This is a genomic window from Streptomyces sp. NPDC000878 (assembly GCF_053599695.1).
Map to the genome: position 1 here is coordinate 74,737 of NZ_JBSFMT010000003.1, position 20,150 is coordinate 94,886.

Consider the following 20,150-nt stretch of genomic DNA (forward strand, 5'->3'; position numbering starts at 1 on the left):
CAAGGAGGACAGGGGCCCTCCGCCTCGTGCGGTGGCACCAAGCGGGAGTGCCAGCACAAGCACGATGTCCCCGCCCACCCCCGCGAGCCAGGCTGGTGATCCACCCGAACCCAGACCTGGAGATCCGTTTCTCGTGGCTACCTTCCTCCACCGGTTGGGCCGTACCGCCTTCCGGCGGCGCCGGCTCGTGGCGCTGCTGTGGGCCGTGCTCCTCGGCGCCGTCGGTCTCGGCGCGGTCAAGGCGCCCGCCGCCTCCGACGACGGCACGTCCTTCATGCCCGGCATCGAGGCGCAGCAGGCGTTCGACCTGATCGGGGAGCGTTTCCCCGCCGCCGACGCCAACGGCGCCGACGCGAGGATCGTGTTCGTCGCCCCCGACGGCGAGAAGGTGACCGCGTCCGCCAACCGCGCCGCCATCGACACGCTCGTGAGCGATACGGCCGACGAACCGCGGGTCGCGAGCGCCGTGAACCCGTTCACGGCGGGCGCGGTCAGCAAGGACGGCTCCACCGCCTACGCCACGGTGACCTACAAGGTCAAGGCCGACGACCTCACCGACACGGACAAGGCCGCGCTGGAGAAGGCCGTCGACAAGGTCCGTGACTCCGGCCTCACGGTCGAGGTCGGAGGCACCGCCCTGGCCACGCAGCCCGCGGCGGGCGGCTCCGGCGAGGCCATCGGTATCGCACTGGCCGCGGTCGTCCTCCTGATCACCTTCGGCTCCCTCGCAGCCGCCGGCCTTCCCCTGCTCACCGCCGTCGTCGGGGTCGGCATCAGCATGGCCGCCATCCTCGCCCTGGGCAGCGTCTTCGGCCTGTCCCTCACCACGGGCACGCTCGCCACCATGCTCGGGCTGGCGGTCGGCATCGACTACGCCCTGTTCGTGGTCTCGCGCTACCGGGAGGAGCGCGCCAACGGCCATGCCCCGCACGAGGCGACGGGTCTCGCCGTCGGTACGGCCGGATCCGCCGTCGTCTTCGCCGGGCTCACGGTCGTCATCGCACTGGCGGGCCTGTCGGTGGTCGGCGTTCCGATGCTGACAAAGATGGGCCTGTGCGCGGCGGGCGCCGTGGTCGTCGCCGTCCTGGTCGCCCTCACCCTCGTCCCCGCCCTGCTCGGCATGTGGCCGGACGCCGTACTCTCCCGCGCCATACGCAAACGCGGTCCTGCGGCAGGCCGTTCGGCCGAAGGCGCCGACAACGGCGGTACCCGGTGGGCGCGGTTCGTGCTGCGCCACCCGTGGACCGTGCTGGTGGCGTGCGTCGCGGGCCTGGGGGTGCTGGCGCTGCCTGCCGCGAGCCTGGAGATGGGCATGCCGGGCGCCGAGTCCAAGCCCGTCTCCTCGACCGAGCGACGCGCCTACGACGCCCTCGCGGACGGCTTCGGCGCGGGCTTCAACGGTCCCCTGACGATCGTGGTGGACGCCAAGGGCGCCGCCGACCCCAAGGCGGCCGTGACCGGGATCGCCCAGGACATCGGCGCGACGAAGGGCGTCGTGTCCGTCTCTCCCGCGCGGTTCAACCCGGCCGGTGACACCGCGCTGTTCTCGGCGGTCCCGACCGCCGGTCCCAACACCGAGGACACCAAGACCCTCGTCAGGACGATCCGCTCGGAACGCGCCGACCTCGAAGACGAGACGGGCGCGACCTTCGAGGTCACCGGCAGCACCGCGATGAACATCGACATCTCCCAGGCCCTCCAGAACGCCCTCGTGCCCTACCTGGCCGTCATCATCGTCCTCGCGCTGCTCCTGCTGCTGGTGGTCTTCCGTTCCGTCCTCGTGCCCGTGAAGGCCGCGTTCGGGTTCCTGCTGTCGGTGCTGGCCGCCCTCGGCGCGGTCGTGGCGGTCTTCCAGTGGGGCTGGGGCGCGGATCTGCTGGGCGTGGAGCAGGCCGGTCCGATCATGAGCCTGATGCCGATCTTCCTGGTGGGCATCGTCTTCGGCCTGGCGATGGACTACGAGGTGTTCCTGGTCGCCCGGATGCGGGAGGCGTACGTCCACGGCGACCCGGCCCCGCAGGCGGTCGTCACCGGCTTCCGGCACAGCGCACGGGTGGTCGGTGCCGCCGCGGTGATCATGATCGCGGTGTTCTCCGGCTTCATCGGCGCAGGCGAGGCGATGATCAAGACCATCGGCTTCGGTCTCGCCGTCGCGGTCCTGTTCGACGCCTTCGTCGTACGGATGGCACTCGTGCCCGCCGTGCTCGCCCTGCTCGGCGACAAGGCGTGGTGGCTGCCCGGCCGGCTCGACCGGCTGCTGCCCCGCGTCGATGTCGAGGGCTCCGAGCTGACCGCGCCACCGGCCCCCGGCACCGGACCGACGGACAGCGAGCCCGCGCGGCAGGAACCGGCCCGCCTCTGACGCGGTCCGCACGGGTGGGCCGCGGTGCCGGACACGACGGCGCCGCGGCCCACCCGCGCCCAAGTACTCTGCCTGTGGAACCGTCTCGGAGCGTGATGAGCACAAACTGGCAGCGCAGGGCGGCGACCCGCCCGCAGGCCGTCGAAGCCGCGACTCTGGTCCTGCTGTTCGCCGGCACCGCCTTCGGCGTCGCTGTCACTCGCGTGATCATGTCCGAGACACCGCCCCTGTGGCCCGGCGTGGCTCTGTCCGCCATCGCCTGCGCGGCGCTGCACTGGCGCCGCGACCGCCCGCTCCAGGTCCTCGCCGTCACCCTGCTGTGCAGCATGGGCCAGGGTCTCCTCGGCTACCTCCTGACGCCCGGGCTGATGGGCCCGCTCCTGGTCTCGCTGTACTTCACGAGCGTGCGCACCTCCCGCCGGACCACGTGGAACAGCGCGCTGACGGCCGCCGTCGGCATGATCGTCGCCGGGCTGTTCGTCCCCTCCTTCCACAACTCCCTGATCCTCACCCTCGTCAACCCGGCGGCGTGGGCGCTGCTGTCCGCGGTCTTCGGCAGCTACGTCCGGGTGCGCCGCGAGTACGCCGTGGCCCGCACCGAGCACGCCGCCCGCGAACGGGAGGAGGAGGCACGTCACCGGGTGATCCAGGAACGTATGCGCATCGCACGGGAGCTGCACGACGTCGTCGCCCACCATCTGACCCTCGCCGACGCCCAGGCCGGCACCGCGGCCCACCTCGCACGGACCGACCCCGACAAGGCCTTCGAGATCGTCGCCAGACTGCCGGAGTCCACGGGCGCTGCGCTGCGCGAACTCAAGGCCACCGTGGGACTCCTGCACCAGGACACCGACCCCGCGGACGAACTGGCCCCCGCACCGGGACTCGGGCACCTGCCCGATCTGATCGACGCCTGCTCGGCGGCCGGCCTGGAGGTGACCGTCACCACCGGAGGAGAGCCGCATCCGCTCACCCCCGTGCTCGACCTCACGGCCTACCGGATCCTCCAGGAGGCACTCACCAACGTCACCAAGCACGCCACCACCCGTACCGCACGGGTCCGGCTGTCCTACACCCGCCGCCGGCTCACCCTGACGGTCACCAACGACACCCCGCAGGACCGCCCAGCGCCCGCCCGCCACTCCGGCGGCGGCTTCGGACTGCTCAGCATGCGCGAGCGCACGACGGCGGTGGGCGGCACCTTCCACGCCGGCCGCCGTCCGCAGGGCGGCTTCGAGGTCACCTGCACCCTCCCGCTCAACAGCAACGAAGACAGCGACACAGCCGGCAACAACGAAAACAGCAACAACGAAAACAGCAACAACGAAAACAGCAACGACGACAGCCACCACGAAGGCCTCGCCCCATGACCATCCGCGTCCTGCTCGCCGACGACCAGGCCCTGCTCCGGGCCACCTTCCGCATCCTCGTCGACTCGGCCGAGGACATGACCGTCGTCGCGGAGGCCGCCGACGGCCAGGAAGCCGTCGACCTCACCGCGGCGCACCGGCCCGACGTGGTCGTCATGGACATCCGTATGCCGAACCTCGACGGAGTCGCCGCCACGGCGGCCATCTGCGCCCGGCCGGAGCTCTCGGACACCCACATCCTGATCCTCACCACCTTCGAGAACGACGCGAACGTCGCCAAGGCCCTGCGCGCCGGCGCGAGCGGCTTCCTCGGCAAGGGCGTCAGCCCCGACACCCTGTTGTCCGGCATCCGCACGGTCGCGGCCGGCGACGCCCTCCTCTCACCCACCGCCACCCGGGCCCTCGTCACCCGCTTCCTGACCACCCCGGACACCGATCACTTCCTCGCCCTCCCCGACGCCGTCAAGACCCTGACCGAACGCGAACGCGAGGTCATGGCCCTGGCCGCGCACGGCAAGTCCAACGCCGAGATCGCCGGGCAACTCGTCCTGAGCCCGCTGACCGTGCGCAGCCACATCCAGCGGGCCATGACCAAACTGGACGCCCGCGACCGCGCCCAGCTCGTCGTCATCGCCTACCAGAGCGGCCTGGTGAAACCGCGTCCACAGCCCGGCAGTTGAGATCGTCCGTTCTCCTCACCACGGGGTCACGGCTTACGGGCGAGCCCGCCGTGTTCGCCGACGACCTGGGTCGCGGGCCCGGTGGTGTCCGGCCGCCAGAGCGGGACGGAGACGACACCGGGATCGAGCAGCTCCAGACCGTCGAAGTACGACGTGATCTCCTCGACGGTACGCAGGTTGTAGGGGACGGCACCGCTCTCGTTGTAGGCGTTCTGCGCCGCCTCGAAGACGGGGTCGATGCCCGCCGAACCGTCGTTGACGGAGAGGTAACTGCCGGACGGCAGCGCACTCATCAGGTCGGTGACGATCGAACGGGCCTGCTCGTAAGTGGCCACGTGCCCGAGGATGTTGCTGAGGATCAGCGCGGTCGGCCGGGACAGGTCGAGCGTCTGCGCGGCGGCCTTGAGGATACGGTCGGTGTCCAGCACGTCGGCTTCGATGTACGCGGTCGCCCCCTCCGGCGTGGAGCGGAGCAGGGTGCGGGCATGCGCGAGGACCATGGGGTCGTTGTCGACGTGGACGATCCGGGTCTCGGGGGCGATGCGCTGGGCGACCTGGTGGGTGTTGTCGGCGCTGGGCAGCCCGGTCCCGACGTCCAGGAACTGCCGTATGCCCGCCTCGGCGACCAGGTGGGTGATGTTGCGGGCGAGAAAGGCACGGCTGCTGCGGGCGATGGTGACGATGCCGGGGAAGACGTCCGTGTAGGCGTCACCGGCCGCCCTGTCGACGGGGTAGTTGTCCTTCCCTCCCAGCCAGTAGTTCCAGATGCGCGCCGAGTGCGGTACCGACGTGTCGATCGTCCGGTGTTCCGCGGGTCGGGTCGTGGCGGCCTTCTCGTCCATGGGCAGCGTTCCGTCCTTCGCCAGAGCAGGGGGCAGGGGGGAGGGGCAGGGCCAGGGATGCTTCGAGGCACAACCTATGTCCCAACGGCCCCCGTGCGTACGGCAGTTCATGTTCGGTTCGACGGGCTGGCCACGACCTCTAGTCAGCCCGTATACAGGCTATGTAGAGTATGAGTATGGGTACGCCGCGTATGACCCTGCAGACCCAACTGGTTCTGCGGGCTTTGCTGGAGGATCCCGCCAAGCAGCGGTACGGCCTGGAGCTGTGCGCGCTGGCGGGACTGGAGTCGGGCACGATCTATCCCATCCTCGCCCGGCTGGAACAGGTCGGCTGGGTCGACAGCGTCTGGGAGGATCCGGCCGTTCATGAGACGGCCGGACGTCCGCGTCGCCGTTTCTACCGGATCACCCAGGACGGGGCCGAGCGGGCCCGCGACGCCCTGGCCCGTGTCTACCGGTCCCGGAAGCAACCCCTGCCCGGCTGGGCGCTCGGCCGGCCGGCGACAGAGGGAGGTATGTCATGAAGGCCCGGCGGCGCTTGGGACCGCGCCGGGTCGTGCGGGCGGGCACGGCACCGTCCCTCGACGGCATTCTCGCCGCTGTCCGCGCACACCACCCCGGGTCCGACACCGCCCCGGTGGAACGCGCCTGTGCCGAGGCCGCCTTCTGGCACGAAGGGCAGCGGCGCCGCAGTGGGGACGCCTACGTCACCCACTGCCTCGCGGTCGCCGCCATCGTCGCCGATCTCCGTCTGCCCCCGCACGTGGTGTGCGCGGCGCTGCTGCACGATGTGCTGGAGGACACGGCCTGTCCTCCGCGACGGATCGTCGACCGATTCGGCCGAGAAGTCGCCGACGTGATCGCAGCGGTCGGAACCGCAGAGGTCTCCCAGTACTGGCAGGGCGGCAGGGCCATCATGCCCGTGTCCGATGTCGTCCGTCCGTCACGGGAGATGGCCGTGCTGGTCGTCCGGCTCGCCGACCGGCTGCACAACCTGCGCACCATCACGTTCCTGGCCAGGGCCAAGCAGCTGCTCAAGGCCCATGAAACCCTCGATGTCTTCGTGCCGGTGGCCTCCGCGGCCGGACTGGAGTCGGTAGGCCGTGAACTGCGGGACCTCGCCTCAGCGGTCCTGCGACCAGTGCCCTCTTCCTACGCCGTGACGGGCCGCCTGCTGACCGTGTGCACGCTGCTGCTGCCCTCGGTGCAACGCGCACGCTGGCAGGAGGAATGGAGCGCCGACCTGGCCGAGCACACCACCGGCCGGGCCCGGACCCGCTTCACGCTCCGCGTCCTGCTCGGCGCGCCCCGACTCTCGATGACGCTGCGCCGCCCATCACGTCGGGAACGGCGATGACGGCACGACGTGGGTCCGGTGTACGTCGGGACGCAGGACGGGGTGTTCCGCGCGCAGAGCTTCGCTGATCTTCTGTTCGTCCGCCTGGTCGTAGCTGTCGAGCAGCTCCGGCAGCACTATGTCGTCCAGTTCGGCGGTGGTGAAGTCGACCCGGCAAGTGGTCCGGTACGGGTCACCGACGACGAGGGCTTCCGGCTGCCGGGCGAAGTCCAGGCAGAAGTACAGGGTGCTGATCACGGTCTGCGCACGGACCAGGCCCTTGACCGTCAGACATCCGCCGTCGTCGCCGTGGTGCCCCTGCACGCCTCCGGTGGCGGTGAGGTCGCCGCGGACCACCACGTCGGGGCATCCCGACAGCAGCACGTTGCGGACCCGCGCATTCCCCGTGACCAGCAGGAAGTTGCCCCCGGCGGAGTCCCACCACTCAAGGTCTCCGTCGACGGTCAGATCGCCGTCCACGATCACGTTGCACGGCGACCAGTCGCCGTCGCCCTCGCGCTCCAGGTTCCCCGCGACGTGCAGACCGCCCTCGTACAGGCGGATCTCCTGTTCGTCGGCGAACTCCTGGTACGGGTACTGGAGGTCGGAGGCGGCGTCGAAGCGAGCCTCGGCCTCGTCGACGCCGATGAGACGGTAACCCGCAGGTGAGGTGGCACTGTTCATGGCACGGGACGTCACAACGGGCCACTGACACTCACCCGGTCGGATCCGTCACCCGAGCCAGGGCCCACGGAGCCGTCCGCCGTCCGGGGGAGGACCGCAGGTGCTTCCTCCCCCGGACGGAGGGGCCTGGCGTCAGGACGGGGAGATCTCCTCACGGACCGTGCGGGCGGCGGCGACCAGGTGTTCCAGGGAGGCGCGGGTCTCGGGCCAGCCGCGGGTCTTCAGGCCACAGTCGGGGTTGACCCAGAGGCGCTCGGCGGGAATCGCCTCGAGGCCGGTACGGAGCAGTTCGGCGGCCTCCTCGGTGCTCGGGACGCGCGGGGAGTGGATGTCGTAGACGCCGGGACCGGCCTCGCGCGGATAGCCGTGGGCGGCGAGTTCGCGGGCCACCTGCATGTGGGAGCGGGCGGCTTCCAGGCTGATGACGTCGGCGTCGAGGTCGTCGATCGCCTGGACGATGTCGCCGAACTCGGCGTAGCACATGTGCGTGTGGATCTGGGTGTCCGGACGGACGCCGCCGGTGCTGAGCCGGAACGCCTCGGTGGCCCAGGCGAGGTAGGTGGGATGGTCGGAGGCCCGGAGCGGCAGTGTCTCGCGCAGGGCGGGCTCGTCCACCTGGATGACCGAAGTCCCGGCCGCCTCAAGGTCGTTGACCTCGTCGCGCAGGGCGAGGGCGACCTGGCGGGCGGTGTCGCCGAGCGGCTGGTCGTCCCGGACGAAGGACCAGGCCAGCATGGTCACCGGTCCGGTCAGCATGCCCTTGACCGGGCGCGAGGTGAGGGACTGGGCGTACGTCGTCCAGCGCACCGTCATCGGCTCGGGACGGGAGATGTCGCCGGCCAGGATCGGCGGGCGGACGTAACGGGTGCCGTAGGACTGCACCCAGCCGTGCTGCGTGGCGAGGTACCCCGTCAGCTGCTCGGCGAAGTACTGGACCATGTCGTTGCGTTCGGGCTCGCCGTGGACGAGGACGTCGAGGCCCGTCTTCTCCTGGAAGGTGATCACCTCGCCGATCTCCGTCCTGATTCGATCCTCGTACGCCGCCTTGTCGATGCGGCCCGTCCTCAAGTCGGCGCGGGCGGTGCGCAGTTCGGCGGTCTGCGGGAACGAGCCGATGGTGGTGGTCGGCAGCAACGGCAGGCGCAGGTGCGCGCGTTGGGCGGTGGCGCGTTCGCCGTAGGGCTGGGAGCGGCGGGCGTCGGCGTCCGTGACGGCGGCCGTGCGGGCTCGTACCGCGGGGTCGCGGGTGATGGGCGATGCGGCGCGTGCGGCCAGGTCGGCGCGGTTGGCGGCCAGTTGGGCGGTGATGGCGACGGTGCCCTGGGCGAGCCCCCTGGCGAGGGTGACGATCTCGGTCGTCTTCTGGCGGGCGAAGGCCAACCAGCGCAGGATCTGCGGCTCGATGTCGCGTTCGGCGGCGGTGTCGAGGGGGACATGGAGCAGGGAGCAGGAGGCCGACACGTCGACCCGGTCGGCCAGACCGAGGAGGGTGCCGAGGGTGGACAGCGACTTCTCCAGGTCGTTGACCCAGATGTTGCGGCCGTTGACGACCCCGGCGACCAGGCGCTTGCCGGGCAGGCCGCCCACGGCCGCGAGCGCGTCCAGGTTGGCGGCGGCGGAGTCGGTGAAGTCGAGTGCCAGTCCTTCCACAGGCGCCTTCGCGAGGACCGGCAGAGCGTCGCCGAGCCGGTCGAAGTACGAGGCGACCAGCAGTTTCGGCCGGTCGGTGAGGGCGCCGAGGTCGCGGTAGGCGCGGGCGGCGGCGTTCAGTTCGGCCGGGGTGCGGTCCTGGACGAGGGCGGGCTCGTCGAGCTGCGCCCACTCGGCGCCAGCCGCCCGCAGGTCGGCGAGGACCTCGGCGTACACGGGCAGCAGTCGGTCCAGGAGCGTCAGCGGGTCGAAGTCGGCGGCGACACCGGGCGCGGGCTTGGCCAGCAGCAGATAGGTGACGGGGCCCACGAGGACGGGGCGGGCGGCGAGGCCCAGTGCCAGGGCTTCGCCCAGTTCGGCGACCTGCTTGGCCGAGTCGGCCGTGAAGACCGTGCCCGGGCCCAACTCGGGGACCAGATAGTGGTAGTTGGTGTCGAACCACTTGGTCATCTCCAGCGGCGCCACGTCCTGCGTACCCCGCGCCATCGCGAAGTAGCCGTCCAGCGCGTCGGCGTCGACGGCGGCGCGGTGGCGTTCCGGGATCGCGCCGACCATGACGGAGGTGTCCAGGACGTGGTCGTAGTACGAGAAGTCACCGGTCGGGACCTCGTCGATGCCGGCGTCGGCGAGCCGGCGCCCGTTGGCGGCGCGCAGGTCGGTGGCGGTGGTGCGGAGGGCGTCGGCGCCGGTGCGGCCCTTCCAGTAGCCCTCGATGGCCTTCTTCAGTTCCCGGTTCGGGCCCTGACGGGGGTAGCCGTACACGGTGGACCGTGCTGCCGCGGCTGCGGACTTCGCTGTCACGGAAATCTCCTTCGCGAGATATCTCCCTGGGATCCCGGGACGGGACGAGGAGCGCGAAGGGAACGACACACCGGGCGGACGCACGACGGCCGTCCCACCGGATATGTACGCCGACCCGCCCACGAGGTCACCGGGATGTCCACGCACGAGTGCTTCGTACGCGGGCAACGGGCAGGTCTTCGGACTCGCGAGCACGCCCTCCGTTTCGGAGGACACCTACTGGCCGTCGCTTCCCAGACCCTGTTCACCGGATCCAGTGCGTATGACGGCGGTCGTTCTCGCTCACCGCTGCGGGGCAGTCCCGGATTCCCACCGGGTTCCCTCTTACGACGCATCCCGCCTGGCGGACGGGGCGAACCAGCTGCACGGGCCAGCCTACGGGGCAGTCCCCGAGCGGGGGAAGCCGGGGCGCGCCGCCACCCCCGATCCTCAGCCGGTGTGCACGCGAGGGCGGCGGGCCCGGTCGGGTTCCGCCTCGCGCAGGACCTCTCGGGTGACGGGGGCGACCTCGCCCTGGCCGAAGAGGAAGAAGCGGAGGAAGTTGGCGAAGGGGTTGCCCTCGGTCCACTCGAAGTACATGTGCGGGGTGCAGCCGGTCGAGTCGCGGACATGCAGGAGCAGCGCGGCCAGGGCGTTGGGGATGGAGGCGGACTCCAGGGTCAGGACGCGGTAGCGGTGGTGGAGCACCTCGCCGCGTACGGTCAGACCCGCCTCGAACTCGGAGGGGTCGGTGACCGTGACCTCGACGAAGACGAAGTCCTCCTGATCGGGCATGTCGTTGTCCTGCCGGATCTGCTCGATCTTGTCGCGGTACTCGGCGTTGTCGCGCTGGTCGGGCTCGTTCGCGATGAAGCGGATCTTGCGGCTGGCCATGTCCCGGATGAATCGTTCCGCCATGTCGTCCAGCGACACGCTCGTCACGCGCAGCTCGAAGGCGCGGGCCAGCCGGGAGAGCAGCGAGACCAGGATGATGCCCGCGATGAAGCAGGCGCCGATCTTCACACCGTCCGGGCGTTCGATGACGTTGACGACGGTGACGTAGAGGAACACCGCCGAGATGACGGCGAAGCCGATCGTCCAGTTGCGCTGGCCGGCCTTGCGGGCGGCGATGGTCACGGCGATCGCCGCCGAGCTGATGAGCACCAGCACGCCGGTGGCGTACGCGCCGCCCTGCGCGTCCACGTCCGCGTCGAAGATCCAGGTCACCAGGAAACCGATGAGCGTGAAGACGATCACCATGGGGCGCACGGCGCGGGCCCAGTGCGGGGCCATGCCGTAGCGGGGGAGATAGCGCGGCATCAGGTTGAGCAGGCCGGCCATCGCGGAGGCGCCCGCGAACCACAGGATCGCGATCGTCGACACGTCGTAGACCGTGCCGAAGGCGCTGCCCAGGTACTCGTGCGCGAGGAAGGCGAGCGCACGGCCGTTGGCCTGGCCGCCCGACTCGAACTCCTTCTCCGGGATCAGCAGGGTGGTGATGAAGCTGGTGGCGATCAGGAAGACGCTCATGATGACCGCGGCGGTGGTCAGCAGCTTCTTGGTGTCCCGGATACGGCCCTTGGGGCTCTCCTCGGTGTCGCTGTCGTCGCCCCTGACGTGCGGCATCACCGCGACACCGGTCTCGAAGCCGGAGAGGCCGAGCGCGAGCTTCGGGAAGACGATCAGCGCCACGCCGACCATGACGAAGACGTTGCCGTGTTCGGCGGTCAGGGCGGTGGACCAGTCGGTGATCACATGGCCCTCGGTGGCGACGTGCCACAGGCCGACGGCGACCACCACGACGTTCAGCCCGAGATAGACGGCGACCAGGGCCACCGCGACACCGATCGCCTCCAGGAAGCCCTTGAGGAAGACCGCGCCCAACAGGGCGACCAGGATCAGGGTGATCAGCACCTGCTTGTCGTGCAGCGCACTGGTCAGATGCGGGTTCTCGACCAGGTGGGTGGAGGCGTCGGCGGCCGAAAGGGTGATGGTGATCAGGAAGTCGGTGGCGGCGAAGCCCAGCAGGGTCAGGACGAACAGCTTGCCCTGCCAGAAGGAGAGCAGCCGTTCCAGCATGGCGATGGAGCCCTCGCCGTGCGGGCTCTCCTCGGCCACCCGACGGTAGACCGGCAGCGCGCCGGCCAGGGTGACGATCACCAGCACGATCGTCGCGATCGGGGACAGCAGTCCGGCCGCGAGGGCCGCGATGCCCGGCTGGTAGCCGAGAGTGGAGAAGTAGTCGACACCGGTCAGGCACATCACCCGGTACCAGCGCTGGCCCTTGTGGGCCGGTTCCGGCTGGGCGTGCGGCCCGGTGTGGCCGGCCGGCTTGCCCATGTCGGACAGACCTTCCAGCATCCATGCACGTAGACGCCGCTGTGGTCGTTCTGTGGTGGCCATCGGCGTGCTCCTGGTGCGTGGTTCGGCGCGGGGTTCGGGCCATCACGCGGACGGCCGCACCAGCGTAAGCAGAGAGTGACGTCCGGGCCCACGGGAGAGTGCTCCGAGCGCGTCAAGACTCCGTTAAGAGCTGCCGGGCCTGTGTGTCCCCGCATGCCGACGGGGCCCTCCCCCTGACGCGCGCTCCCGAGTCGTGCCGGTCACACCGGCGTCAAGGCCCCGTCAAGGTACGGGGATTCCGCGCGAAGAAGGCGCAAGGAACGGTCGATCGACGCGCCCGGCGGACAGAACCTCGGCGGACCCGCGCATCGCCTCCCCGCGTGCGCGGGCCCTTCGTCCAAGGAGCACGTGTCCATGCCTGTCGTCACCATCGAGCCGGGGCCGGCCCCCGCCGCGGAACCGCCCGACCCCCTGGACACCGGTGACCGCCATCGGCTGACCGCCGTCACCGGTCTCGCCGCGCTCTCCTCGTCACCGTGCTGATCCCGGAGACGGAACCGGAACGGCTGTGGCAGCGGCTGCTGCAGAACCAGCGGGGCGGGGTCGTCGCGCACGCCGTGCGGCGGGAGACGGACGCGGTGATCTGCCGGCTCCGCTTCCGGCTGCCGTGACCCGGGTCACCGGCCCTCACACCGGTACGGATCAGGGCCGTAAGAGACCCGTCAAAGCCGTGGGTACCGCCGTATGGGAGCCGTCAACGGAGGGTCCGATCCGGCCGTAGAAGAGCTTTCCTCTAATCGTCCCTGTTCACCGAACCTCACTCCAGGAGTTCGCGATGGCCGATCTGGCCTTCGTCGTCGTCACCATCGCGGGTTTCGCGCTGGTGGCACTCGTCGCCAAGGGGGTGACGAAGCTGTGACCGCCGAGAACATCGTCGGCCTCGTCGTGGCCGTCGCCCTGCTGGGTTATCTCGTCCTCGCCCTGATCTTCCCGGAGAGGTTCTGAGACGCAGATGGGTCCCGTACTCGCGGGCGTCCTCCAGCTGGTCGCCCTGATCGGCGCGCTGGCGCTCGCCTACATCCCCCTCGGCACCTACATGGCCCGGGTCTACTCCTCCGACAAGCACCTGCGCGTCGAGAAGTGGATCTACAAGGGCATCGGTGCCAACCCCGACACCGAGATGACCTGGCCCGCGTATCTGCGCGGAATCCTCGCCTTCTCGGCCGTCGGTGTCGTCTTCCTCTACCTGCTTCAGCGGCTCCAGGGCGTCCTGCCCGGCTCGCTCGGCTTCGACTCGGTCAACCCGGCGCAGTCGTTCAACACGGCCGTGTCGTTCGTGACCAACACCAACTGGCAGTCGTACTACGGCGAGCAGACCATGGGTCACGTCGTGCAGACCGCCGGACTGGCCGTGCAGAACTTCGTCTCCGCGGCCGTCGGAATCGCCGTCGCGGTGGCCCTCGTCCGGGGGTTCGCCCGCTCGCGCACCGGTGAGCTGGGCAACTTCTGGGCCGACCTGGTGCGTGGTGTCGTACGCATCCTGGTGCCGCTGTCCGTCGTCGCCGCGATCGTGCTCGTGGCGTGCGGTGCCGTGCAGAACTTCTCCGGCATTCACGAGGTCGGCCAGTTCATGGGCGGGTCGCAGCAGTGGAACGGGGGTGCCATCGCCTCGCAGGAGGCCATCAAGGAGATCGGCACCAACGGCGGCGGCTATCTGAACGCCAACTCCGCCCACCCCTTCGAGAACCCGACGCCCTTCACCAACCTGTTCGAGATCTTCCTGCTGCTGGTGATCCCGTTCTCGCTGACCCGCACCTTCGGCGTCATGGTCGGCTCGGTCAAGCAGGGGTACGCGATCCTCGCCACGATGTTCACGATCTGGCTGGGCTTCGTCGCCCTGATGATGTGGACCGAGTTCGCCCACCACGGCCCGGCGCTCCAGGCCGCGGGCGGCGCGCTGGAGGGCAAGGAGGTCCGCTTCGGCGTCGGATCGTCATCGATCTTCGCGGTGTCCACCACGCTCACCTCGACCGGTGCGGTGGACTCCTTCCACTCGTCCTTCACCGGACTCGGCGGCGGCATCACCATGCTCAGCATGATGCTGGGCGAGATCGCACCCGGCGGCACCGGCTCCGGCCTCTACGGCATGCTCGTCATGGCGATCATCGCGGTGTTCATCGCCGGGCTCATGGTCGGCCGTACGCCCGAATACCTGGGCAAGAAGATCGGCACCCGCGAGATCAAGCTCGCGGCCTGCTACATCCTCATCACGCCGGCACTGGTCCTCGTCCTCACAGCCGTGTCCATGGCGCTGTCGACACCGCCCAACTCGATGCTGAACTCCGGTGCCCACGGCTTCTCCGAGGTGCTGTACGCCTTCACCTCCGCCGCCAACAACAACGGCTCGGCCTTCGGCGGTCTGAACGCGAACACCGACTGGTACAACACCATGACCGGACTCGCGATGCTGCTGGGCCGCTTCCTGCCGATGGTGTTCGTCCTGGCCCTGGCCGGCTCGCTCGCCGAGCAGAAGCCGGTGCCGGTCACCGCGGGCACCCTGCGCACCGAGAAGCCGTTGTTCACCGGCCTGCTCGTGGGCGCCATCCTGATCATCACCGGTCTGACCTACTTCCCCGCCCTCGCGCTGGGGCCGCTCGCCGAGGGGCTGGCGTCATGACCACCCGGACGACCCGAACCACCCGTACCCAGAAGTCAGAGGACGCGATGTCCACAGCCACTCACACCCGGGCGCCCCACCAGGACGTCCCGACCGGACACAAGGAGGGCCGGGTCGGTGCCGGTCTGTTCGACCCCAAGCAGCTGCTGAGGTCGCTGCCGGACGCCTGCCGCAAGCTCGACCCGCGCGTGATGGTCAAGTCACCCGTGATGTTCGTCGTGCTGGTCGGCTCCGTGCTGACGACGGTGTTCTCCTTCAAGGACCCCGGCGACTGGTTCGGCTGGACCATCAGCGCCTGGCTCTGGCTGACCGTGATCTTCGCCAACCTGGCGGAGGCGGTCGCCGAGGGGCGGGGCAAGGCGCAGGCCGACACCCTGCGCAGGGCCAAGACCGACACGGTCGCCCGACGGCTCACCGGTGACTCCGAGGAACAGGTTCCCGGCACCGAGCTGAGGATCGGTGACCTGGTCGTCTGCGAGGCCGGCGACATCATTCCGGGGGACGGTGACGTCGTCGAGGGTGTCGCCTCGGTGGACGAGTCGGCCATCACCGGTGAGTCGGCACCCGTCATCCGCGAGTCCGGCGGCGACCGCAGTGCTGTCACCGGCGGTACGAAGGTGCTGTCCGACCGGATCGTCGTCAAGATCACGACGAAGCCCGGTGAGACCTTCATCGACCGCATGATCGCCCTGGTCGAGGGCGCGGCCCGGCAGAAGACGCCGAACGAGATCGCGCTGAACATCCTGCTCGCGTCGCTGACGATCGTCTTCCTGCTGGCGGTGGCGACTCTGCCGCCGTTCGCGGACTACGCGGGCACGCACCTGACGATGGTCGTGCTGGTGGCGCTGCTCGTCTGTCTGATCCCGACCACGATCGGCGCACTGCTCTCCGCGATCGGCATCGCGGGCATGGACCGGCTGGTCCAGCGCAACGTCCTCGCCATGTCGGGGCGTGCGGTCGAGGCCGCCGGTGACGTCTCCACCCTGCTGCTGGACAAGACCGGCACCATCACGCTCGGCAACCGGCAGGCGTCCGAGTTCGTGCCGGTGGCGGGGACGACGGAGGCCGAACTGGCGGACGCGGCCCAGCTGTCGTCACTGGCCGACGAGACGCCCGAGGGCCGGTCGATCGTCGTCCTGGCGAAGGAGAAGTACGGGCTGCGCGAGCGCCACCAGGGCGAGCTGGCCGGTGCCGAGTGGATCGCCTTCACCGCCCAGACCCGGATGTCGGGCGTGGACGTCGACGGGCGCAAGATCCGCAAGGGCGCGGCCGGTTCGGTCGTCGCCTGGGTACGGGAGCAGGGCGGCGAGGTGTCCGAGGACGCCGGCGCGCTCACCGACCGCATCTCCGAGGCGGGCGGCACACCGCTGCTCGTGGCGGTCGAAGACGCCGACGGGGCACGGGTGTTGGGCGTCATCCACCTCAAGGACGTCGTCAAGGAGGGCATGCGGGAGCGGTTCGAGGAACTGCGCCGTATGGGCATCAAGACCGTCATGATCACGGGCGACAACCCGCTGACCGCCAAGGCGATCGCCGAGGAGGCGGGCGTCGACGACTTCCTCGCGGAGGCGACTCCCGAGGACAAGATGGCGCTCATCAAGCGGGAGCAGGCGGGCGGCAAGCTGGTCGCGATGACCGGCGACGGCACCAACGACGCGCCGGCCCTCGCGCAGGCGGACGTCGGCGTGGCCATGAACACGGGTACGTCGGCCGCGAAGGAGGCCGGCAACATGGTCGACCTCGACTCGAACCCGACGAAGCTGATCGAGATCGTCGAGATCGGCAAGCAGTTGCTGATCACCCGGGGCGCGTTGACGACGTTCTCCATCGCCAACGACGTCGCGAAGTACTTCGCGATCATCCCGGCGCTGTTCGCGGCCGTCTACCCGGGCCTGGACAAGCTCAACATCATGAACCTGTCCTCGCCCGACTCCGCGATCCTGTCGGCCGTCATCTTCAACGCGCTGATCATCATCGCGCTGGTGCCGCTGTCCCTGCGGGGCGTGCAGTACAAGCCGGTCAGCGCCGACAGGATGCTCCGCCGCAACCTCACCATCTACGGCATCGGCGGGCTGATCGCGCCCTTCATCGGCATCAAGATCATCGATCTGCTCATCTCCCTCATCCCCGGGCTGTAATTTTTCGAAAGCGTGTTGATCGCCATGAACAACTCCGTCACGAACACCGCCCGGTTGCTGGGCGCCGGTCTTCGGGCGCTGCTCGTGTTGACCCTGCTCACAGGTGTGATCTATCCGCTCGCCGTAACAGGTGTGGCCCAGGCGCTCTTCAGCAACAAGGCGAACGGCTCCGAGATCACGTACGAGGGGAAGGTCGTCGGCTCGTCCCTGATCGGTCAACAGGGGTACAGCCTGAACTACTTCCAGCCGCGCCCGGCCAACGGACTCGGTGAGAACTCGCTCAACACGCAGTACAAGCTGCTGCTGTCCGGTGCCACCAACCTGTCCGCCGACAGCAAGGACCTGATCAAGCAGGTCGACGACGCCAAGGCCAAGGTCGTGGAGGACAACTCCACCGCCGACTACAAGGTCAAGCCCTCTCAGGTCCCCGCCGACGCGGTCACCTCCTCCGGCTCCGGCCTCGACCCGGACATCTCCCCGGCCTACGCCGACCTCCAGGTCCACCGGGTCGCCGAGAAGAACGGCCTGACCGTCGCCCAGGTCCGGAAGCTGGTCGACGAGCACACCGACGGCCGCACCCTCGGCTTCATCGGAGAGCCCCGGGTGAACGTCCTGGAACTCAACGTCGCGCTCAAGGGCCTCGCAGCGAACAAGTGACGGCCTTACGCGACCCGCACGGGAGCCGGCGGCCCGGGAGCCATCCCGGATCCGTCGGCTCCCTCCGCCATGAAGCCGGCCGCCCCGCTTCCGGCGCGCACGCCCGACGTACGACAGGAGAGGCACACGCCCATGACCCGGGTGCTCGTGGTGGAGGACGACCCGCAGCTCGTACGGGCCCTCGTCATCAACTTGCAGGCACGCCACTACGGCGTGGACGCCGCCCCCGACGGCGCCACCGCCCTCCGGCTCGCCGCCGCGCGCCAGCCCGACGTGGTCCTGCTCGACCTCGGACTGCCCGACATGGAGGGCGTCGACATCATCAAGGGCCTGCGCGGCCGGAGCCGGATGCCGATCCTGGTCCTGTCCGCCCGGCGGGCGTCCGACGAGAAGGTGGCCGCGCTCGACGCGGGCGCCGACGACTACATCACGAAGCCGTTCGGCATGGACGAACTGCTGGCACGGCTGCGGGCCGCCGTCCGCCGCACCGAGGACGCGCCGCTCGTACCCGAGACGGCGCTCGTCGAGACGGCGGACTTCCGCATCGACCTGCTGGCCAGGAAGGTCGTCAGGAAGAAGGCCGTCCGGGACGAGCGGGACGTACGGCTGACTCCGACCGAATGGCACCTGCTGGAGATCCTGGTGACCCATCCCGGCCGGCTCATCACCCAGAAGCAGCTCCTCCAGGAGGTCTGGGGCGTCTCGCAGACCAACAAGTCCAACTACCTGCGCGTCTACATGGCCCAGCTGCGCCGCAAGCTGGAGACGGACCCCTCCCACCCCCGTCATCTGATCACCGAGCCCGGCATGGGCTACCGCTTCGAGGGATGACCAGATCCCCGTGACATCTTTTCTCTATCCGCTAACATAGAATAATTAGGTAGATGAATGGGCTGATGCTGGCGAGGAGTGGCCGTGGACTTCGGGCTGACCGACGAGCAGGACCTGTTGCGCGCGACGGCACGGCAGTTCGTCGCCGACGTGTGCCCGGCCGAGAAGGCCAAGCAGTGGGACGAGGAGAGCGCCGTACCACCCGAGCTGTTTCGCGGGATGGCCGAACTCGGGTGGTTCTCACTGCCGTTCAGCGAGGAGGAGGGCGGCGACGGCGGCGGACCGCTCGAACTCGTCCTCATCGCCGAGGAGCTGGGACGGGCCAGTTTCGACGTCGCCATGTGCTACATCGGGGTGCTCATCCCGGGGCTCACGGTGTTCCGCTGGGGCAGCGAGGCGCAGCGCGACTTCATCCGGGAGCAGGTGATGACAGGGCGCCATCGGCTCGCCGTCGGCCTCAGCGAGCCGGACAGCGGGTCCGACGCCGCCGCGCTGCGGACCACCGCCGAGGACCACGGGGACCACTTCCTCGTCCGGGGGCAGAAGGCGTGGTGCACGGGCGGCGGACTGCCCGACACGACCATCGCCACCTATGTGCGCACGGGGCCGCGCGAGCCCAAGCACGGCGGTATCAGCCTGCTGCTCGTCGATCCGTCGACGGAGGGCGTCGAGGTGCGCCGGACGCCGACCCTGGCCCGGCACATCCTGGGCACCAACGAGGTGTTCTTCAACGACGCCCTGGTGGCCAAGGAGAACCTCGTGGGCCCGCGCGACGAGGGCTGGAAGGTGATGCTCACCAACATCGAGCTGGAGAAGGTGATCATCAGCGGCGGCTATCTGGGCGCCGCCCAGGCCACGCTCGACGAGATGCTCGACTACTCCCGCACCCGGCACGCCTTCGGCCGTCCGATCGGCAACTTCCAGGCGCTCGCTCACGCCATGGCCGACCTGCAGACCGAGATCGACTCCGCCCGGCTCCTCGCCTACCGCGCCGCCTGGCTGCTCGCCCAGGGCAAGCCCTGCACGCGCGAGGGATCGATGGCGAAGCTCAAGGGGTCGGAGACGTACGTGGCCGCCGCCCGGCTCGGGATGCAGGTCTGCGCGGGGCACGGCTTCTCGACGGAGAGCGTGATGAGCTTCCGCTACCGGGAGTCGATCGTCGCCACCATCTCCGGGGGCACCAGCCAGATCCAGCGCAACGGGATCGCCCGGAGCATGGGGCTGCGCTCCTACTGACCTCTGAGGTCCTATTGACCTTTGGTGTCGTCGGCCTGCCCGGCCAGCCACTTCGCGTGCCGCGCGTAGTGGCTCTGGTCGCGGGTCACCCAGATTCCGGAGGCCCGGGCCAGTACGGCCCCGCCCGGCGCGAGCGTCAGCTCGCCCGCGATGTACCAGCGCGACCCCTCCCGCCGGTCCGCCCACACCCGCAGCTCCAGCGGCCGTTCCACCGGCACCGGCTTCCTGAAGCTCACCGTCAGCTCGGCCGTCACGCTCATCACGCCGTGCAGCAGCGGGAGATGGCCGAGACAGTCGTCCAGGACGGCCGCCGTCCAGCCGCCGTGCGCGACATCGGGCCCGCCCTCGTGGGAGCGCGGGCAGCTCAGCTCGAACCACGCCACGCCGTCCTCGTCGAGCCGTTCGCGCTCCACCCCCAGCCGGCACGCGCCGGCGGCACGGCATCCACCGCAGAGGGTCACGCCCCCGGCGGTCCGGGGCGGCTCCGGCAGGCCTGTCCCCGCCCAGTGCCCGTTCGGTGCCGTGATTCCGGTCCCGCCGGATCCCGTCGTCGACATGATGTGC

General features: G+C 69.8%; 18 protein-coding genes and 1 riboswitch. Of the genes, 13 read left to right on the forward strand and 5 right to left on the reverse strand.

What is annotated here, in order from left to right; all coding sequences use genetic code 11:
* The first annotated feature begins 133 nt into the window (after window positions 1–133).
* The 3 genes from ACWDR4_RS03945 to ACWDR4_RS03955 all read left to right on the forward strand — a co-directional run bounded on the left by ACWDR4_RS03945 (window position 134) and on the right by ACWDR4_RS03955 (window position 4,412).
* On the forward strand, window positions 134–2,362 hold the full coding sequence (locus tag ACWDR4_RS03945; RefSeq protein WP_450403546.1) for an MMPL family transporter: 2,229 nt from the start codon (window positions 134–136) through the stop codon (window positions 2,360–2,362).
* Window positions 2,363–2,457: 95 nt separating this feature from the next.
* A complete protein-coding gene (locus ACWDR4_RS03950; protein ID WP_450403549.1) occupies window positions 2,458–3,732 on the forward strand; it encodes a sensor histidine kinase in 1,275 nt (424 codons plus the stop codon).
* Window positions 3,729–4,412 carry a response regulator gene (locus ACWDR4_RS03955; RefSeq protein WP_450403551.1) on the forward strand — a complete coding sequence of 228 codons (684 nt, stop codon included), beginning with the start codon at window positions 3,729–3,731 and terminating at the stop codon, window positions 4,410–4,412. The genes ACWDR4_RS03950 and ACWDR4_RS03955 overlap by 4 nt, the downstream gene beginning before the upstream one ends.
* A 26-nt stretch (window positions 4,413–4,438) precedes the next feature.
* Here the strand turns inward: ACWDR4_RS03955 and ACWDR4_RS03960 are convergent, their stop codons facing one another.
* Window positions 4,439–5,254, reverse strand: a complete 816-nt coding sequence (locus tag ACWDR4_RS03960; protein WP_450403553.1) for an SAM-dependent methyltransferase — start codon at window positions 5,252–5,254, stop codon at window positions 4,439–4,441.
* A gap of 176 nt (window positions 5,255–5,430) precedes the next feature.
* Between ACWDR4_RS03960 and ACWDR4_RS03965 the strand changes: the two genes are divergently transcribed.
* Both ACWDR4_RS03965 and ACWDR4_RS03970 read left to right on the forward strand, forming a co-directional pair.
* Window positions 5,431–5,778, forward strand: coding sequence for a PadR family transcriptional regulator (locus tag ACWDR4_RS03965; RefSeq protein WP_450403555.1), 348 nt, complete (start codon window positions 5,431–5,433; stop codon window positions 5,776–5,778).
* Complete coding sequence (locus tag ACWDR4_RS03970; protein ID WP_450403558.1) at window positions 5,775–6,611, forward strand: HD domain-containing protein; 837 nt, start codon at window positions 5,775–5,777, stop codon at window positions 6,609–6,611. The genes ACWDR4_RS03965 and ACWDR4_RS03970 overlap by 4 nt, the downstream gene beginning before the upstream one ends.
* Here ACWDR4_RS03970 and ACWDR4_RS03975 read toward each other — a convergent pair.
* The 3 genes from ACWDR4_RS03975 to ACWDR4_RS03985 all read right to left on the reverse strand — a co-directional run bounded on the left by ACWDR4_RS03975 (window position 6,591) and on the right by ACWDR4_RS03985 (window position 12,107).
* A complete protein-coding gene (locus tag ACWDR4_RS03975; protein WP_450403560.1) occupies window positions 6,591–7,274 on the reverse strand; it encodes a hypothetical protein in 684 nt (227 codons plus the stop codon). The genes ACWDR4_RS03970 and ACWDR4_RS03975 overlap by 21 nt on opposite strands.
* A gap of 132 nt (window positions 7,275–7,406) precedes the next feature.
* Complete coding sequence (gene metE, locus ACWDR4_RS03980; protein ID WP_450403563.1) at window positions 7,407–9,725, reverse strand: 5-methyltetrahydropteroyltriglutamate--homocysteine S-methyltransferase; 2,319 nt, start codon at window positions 9,723–9,725, stop codon at window positions 7,407–7,409.
* 153 nt (window positions 9,726–9,878) lie between these two features.
* Window positions 9,879–10,102, reverse strand: a riboswitch (cobalamin riboswitch).
* Between the two features lie 52 nt (window positions 10,103–10,154).
* Entirely contained in the window at window positions 10,155–12,107 is a 1,953-nt protein-coding gene (locus tag ACWDR4_RS03985; RefSeq protein WP_450403564.1) for an APC family permease, read from the reverse strand.
* A 354-nt stretch (window positions 12,108–12,461) separates the two neighbouring features.
* Between ACWDR4_RS03985 and ACWDR4_RS03990 the strand changes: the two genes are divergently transcribed.
* The 8 genes from ACWDR4_RS03990 (at window position 12,462) to ACWDR4_RS04025 (ending at window position 19,586) form a co-directional block, all read left to right on the forward strand.
* The gene (locus ACWDR4_RS03990) at window positions 12,462–12,590 is read left to right on the forward strand and encodes a hypothetical protein (RefSeq protein WP_450403566.1); all 129 of its coding nucleotides are present in this window, start codon (window positions 12,462–12,464) and stop codon (window positions 12,588–12,590) included.
* On the forward strand, window positions 12,584–12,718 hold the full coding sequence (locus ACWDR4_RS03995) for a hypothetical protein (RefSeq protein ID WP_450403569.1): 135 nt from the start codon (window positions 12,584–12,586) through the stop codon (window positions 12,716–12,718). The genes ACWDR4_RS03990 and ACWDR4_RS03995 overlap by 7 nt, the downstream gene beginning before the upstream one ends.
* Before the next feature lie 244 nt (window positions 12,719–12,962).
* Entirely contained in the window at window positions 12,963–13,052 is a 90-nt protein-coding gene (gene kdpF / locus ACWDR4_RS04000; RefSeq protein ID WP_016434100.1) for a K(+)-transporting ATPase subunit F, read from the forward strand.
* 7 nt (window positions 13,053–13,059) lie between these two features.
* Complete coding sequence (gene kdpA, locus ACWDR4_RS04005) at window positions 13,060–14,724, forward strand: potassium-transporting ATPase subunit KdpA (protein ID WP_450403571.1); 1,665 nt, start codon at window positions 13,060–13,062, stop codon at window positions 14,722–14,724.
* Window positions 14,725–14,771: 47 nt separating this feature from the next.
* A complete protein-coding gene (gene kdpB / locus ACWDR4_RS04010; RefSeq protein WP_450403573.1) occupies window positions 14,772–16,862 on the forward strand; it encodes a potassium-transporting ATPase subunit KdpB in 2,091 nt (696 codons plus the stop codon).
* 24 nt (window positions 16,863–16,886) lie between these two features.
* On the forward strand, window positions 16,887–17,519 hold the full coding sequence (locus tag ACWDR4_RS04015) for a potassium-transporting ATPase subunit C (RefSeq protein ID WP_450403575.1): 633 nt from the start codon (window positions 16,887–16,889) through the stop codon (window positions 17,517–17,519).
* A gap of 132 nt (window positions 17,520–17,651) precedes the next feature.
* Complete coding sequence (locus ACWDR4_RS04020; protein WP_450403577.1) at window positions 17,652–18,350, forward strand: response regulator; 699 nt, start codon at window positions 17,652–17,654, stop codon at window positions 18,348–18,350.
* Window positions 18,351–18,434: 84 nt separating this feature from the next.
* Complete coding sequence (locus ACWDR4_RS04025) at window positions 18,435–19,586, forward strand: acyl-CoA dehydrogenase family protein (protein ID WP_450403579.1); 1,152 nt, start codon at window positions 18,435–18,437, stop codon at window positions 19,584–19,586.
* Between the two features lie 11 nt (window positions 19,587–19,597).
* Here ACWDR4_RS04025 and ACWDR4_RS04030 read toward each other — a convergent pair whose 3' ends face one another.
* Window positions 19,598–20,143, reverse strand: a complete 546-nt coding sequence (locus ACWDR4_RS04030; RefSeq protein ID WP_450403581.1) for a PaaI family thioesterase — start codon at window positions 20,141–20,143, stop codon at window positions 19,598–19,600.
* Between the last annotated feature and the right edge of the window lie 7 nt (window positions 20,144–20,150).

Coding starts and splice junctions, on each gene's coding strand:
- ACWDR4_RS03950 (WP_450403549.1), top strand. CDS start 2,458: ATGAGCACAAACTGGCAGCGCAGGGCGGCGACCCGCCCGCAGGCCGTC.
- ACWDR4_RS03955 (WP_450403551.1), top strand. CDS start 3,729: ATGACCATCCGCGTCCTGCTCGCCGACGACCAGGCCCTGCTCCGGGCC.
- ACWDR4_RS03960 (WP_450403553.1), bottom strand. CDS start 5,254: ATGGACGAGAAGGCCGCCACGACCCGACCCGCGGAACACCGGACGATC.
- ACWDR4_RS03965 (WP_450403555.1), top strand. CDS start 5,431: ATGGGTACGCCGCGTATGACCCTGCAGACCCAACTGGTTCTGCGGGCT.
- ACWDR4_RS03970 (WP_450403558.1), top strand. CDS start 5,775: ATGAAGGCCCGGCGGCGCTTGGGACCGCGCCGGGTCGTGCGGGCGGGC.
- ACWDR4_RS03975 (WP_450403560.1), bottom strand. CDS start 7,274: ATGAACAGTGCCACCTCACCTGCGGGTTACCGTCTCATCGGCGTCGAC.
- ACWDR4_RS03985 (WP_450403564.1), bottom strand. CDS start 12,107: ATGGCCACCACAGAACGACCACAGCGGCGTCTACGTGCATGGATGCTG.
- ACWDR4_RS03990 (WP_450403566.1), top strand. CDS start 12,462: ATGCCTGTCGTCACCATCGAGCCGGGGCCGGCCCCCGCCGCGGAACCG.
- kdpA (WP_450403571.1), top strand. CDS start 13,060: ATGGGTCCCGTACTCGCGGGCGTCCTCCAGCTGGTCGCCCTGATCGGC.
- kdpB (WP_450403573.1), top strand. CDS start 14,772: ATGTCCACAGCCACTCACACCCGGGCGCCCCACCAGGACGTCCCGACC.
- ACWDR4_RS04015 (WP_450403575.1), top strand. CDS start 16,887: ATGAACAACTCCGTCACGAACACCGCCCGGTTGCTGGGCGCCGGTCTT.
- ACWDR4_RS04020 (WP_450403577.1), top strand. CDS start 17,652: ATGACCCGGGTGCTCGTGGTGGAGGACGACCCGCAGCTCGTACGGGCC.
- ACWDR4_RS04030 (WP_450403581.1), bottom strand. CDS start 20,143: ATGTCGACGACGGGATCCGGCGGGACCGGAATCACGGCACCGAACGGG.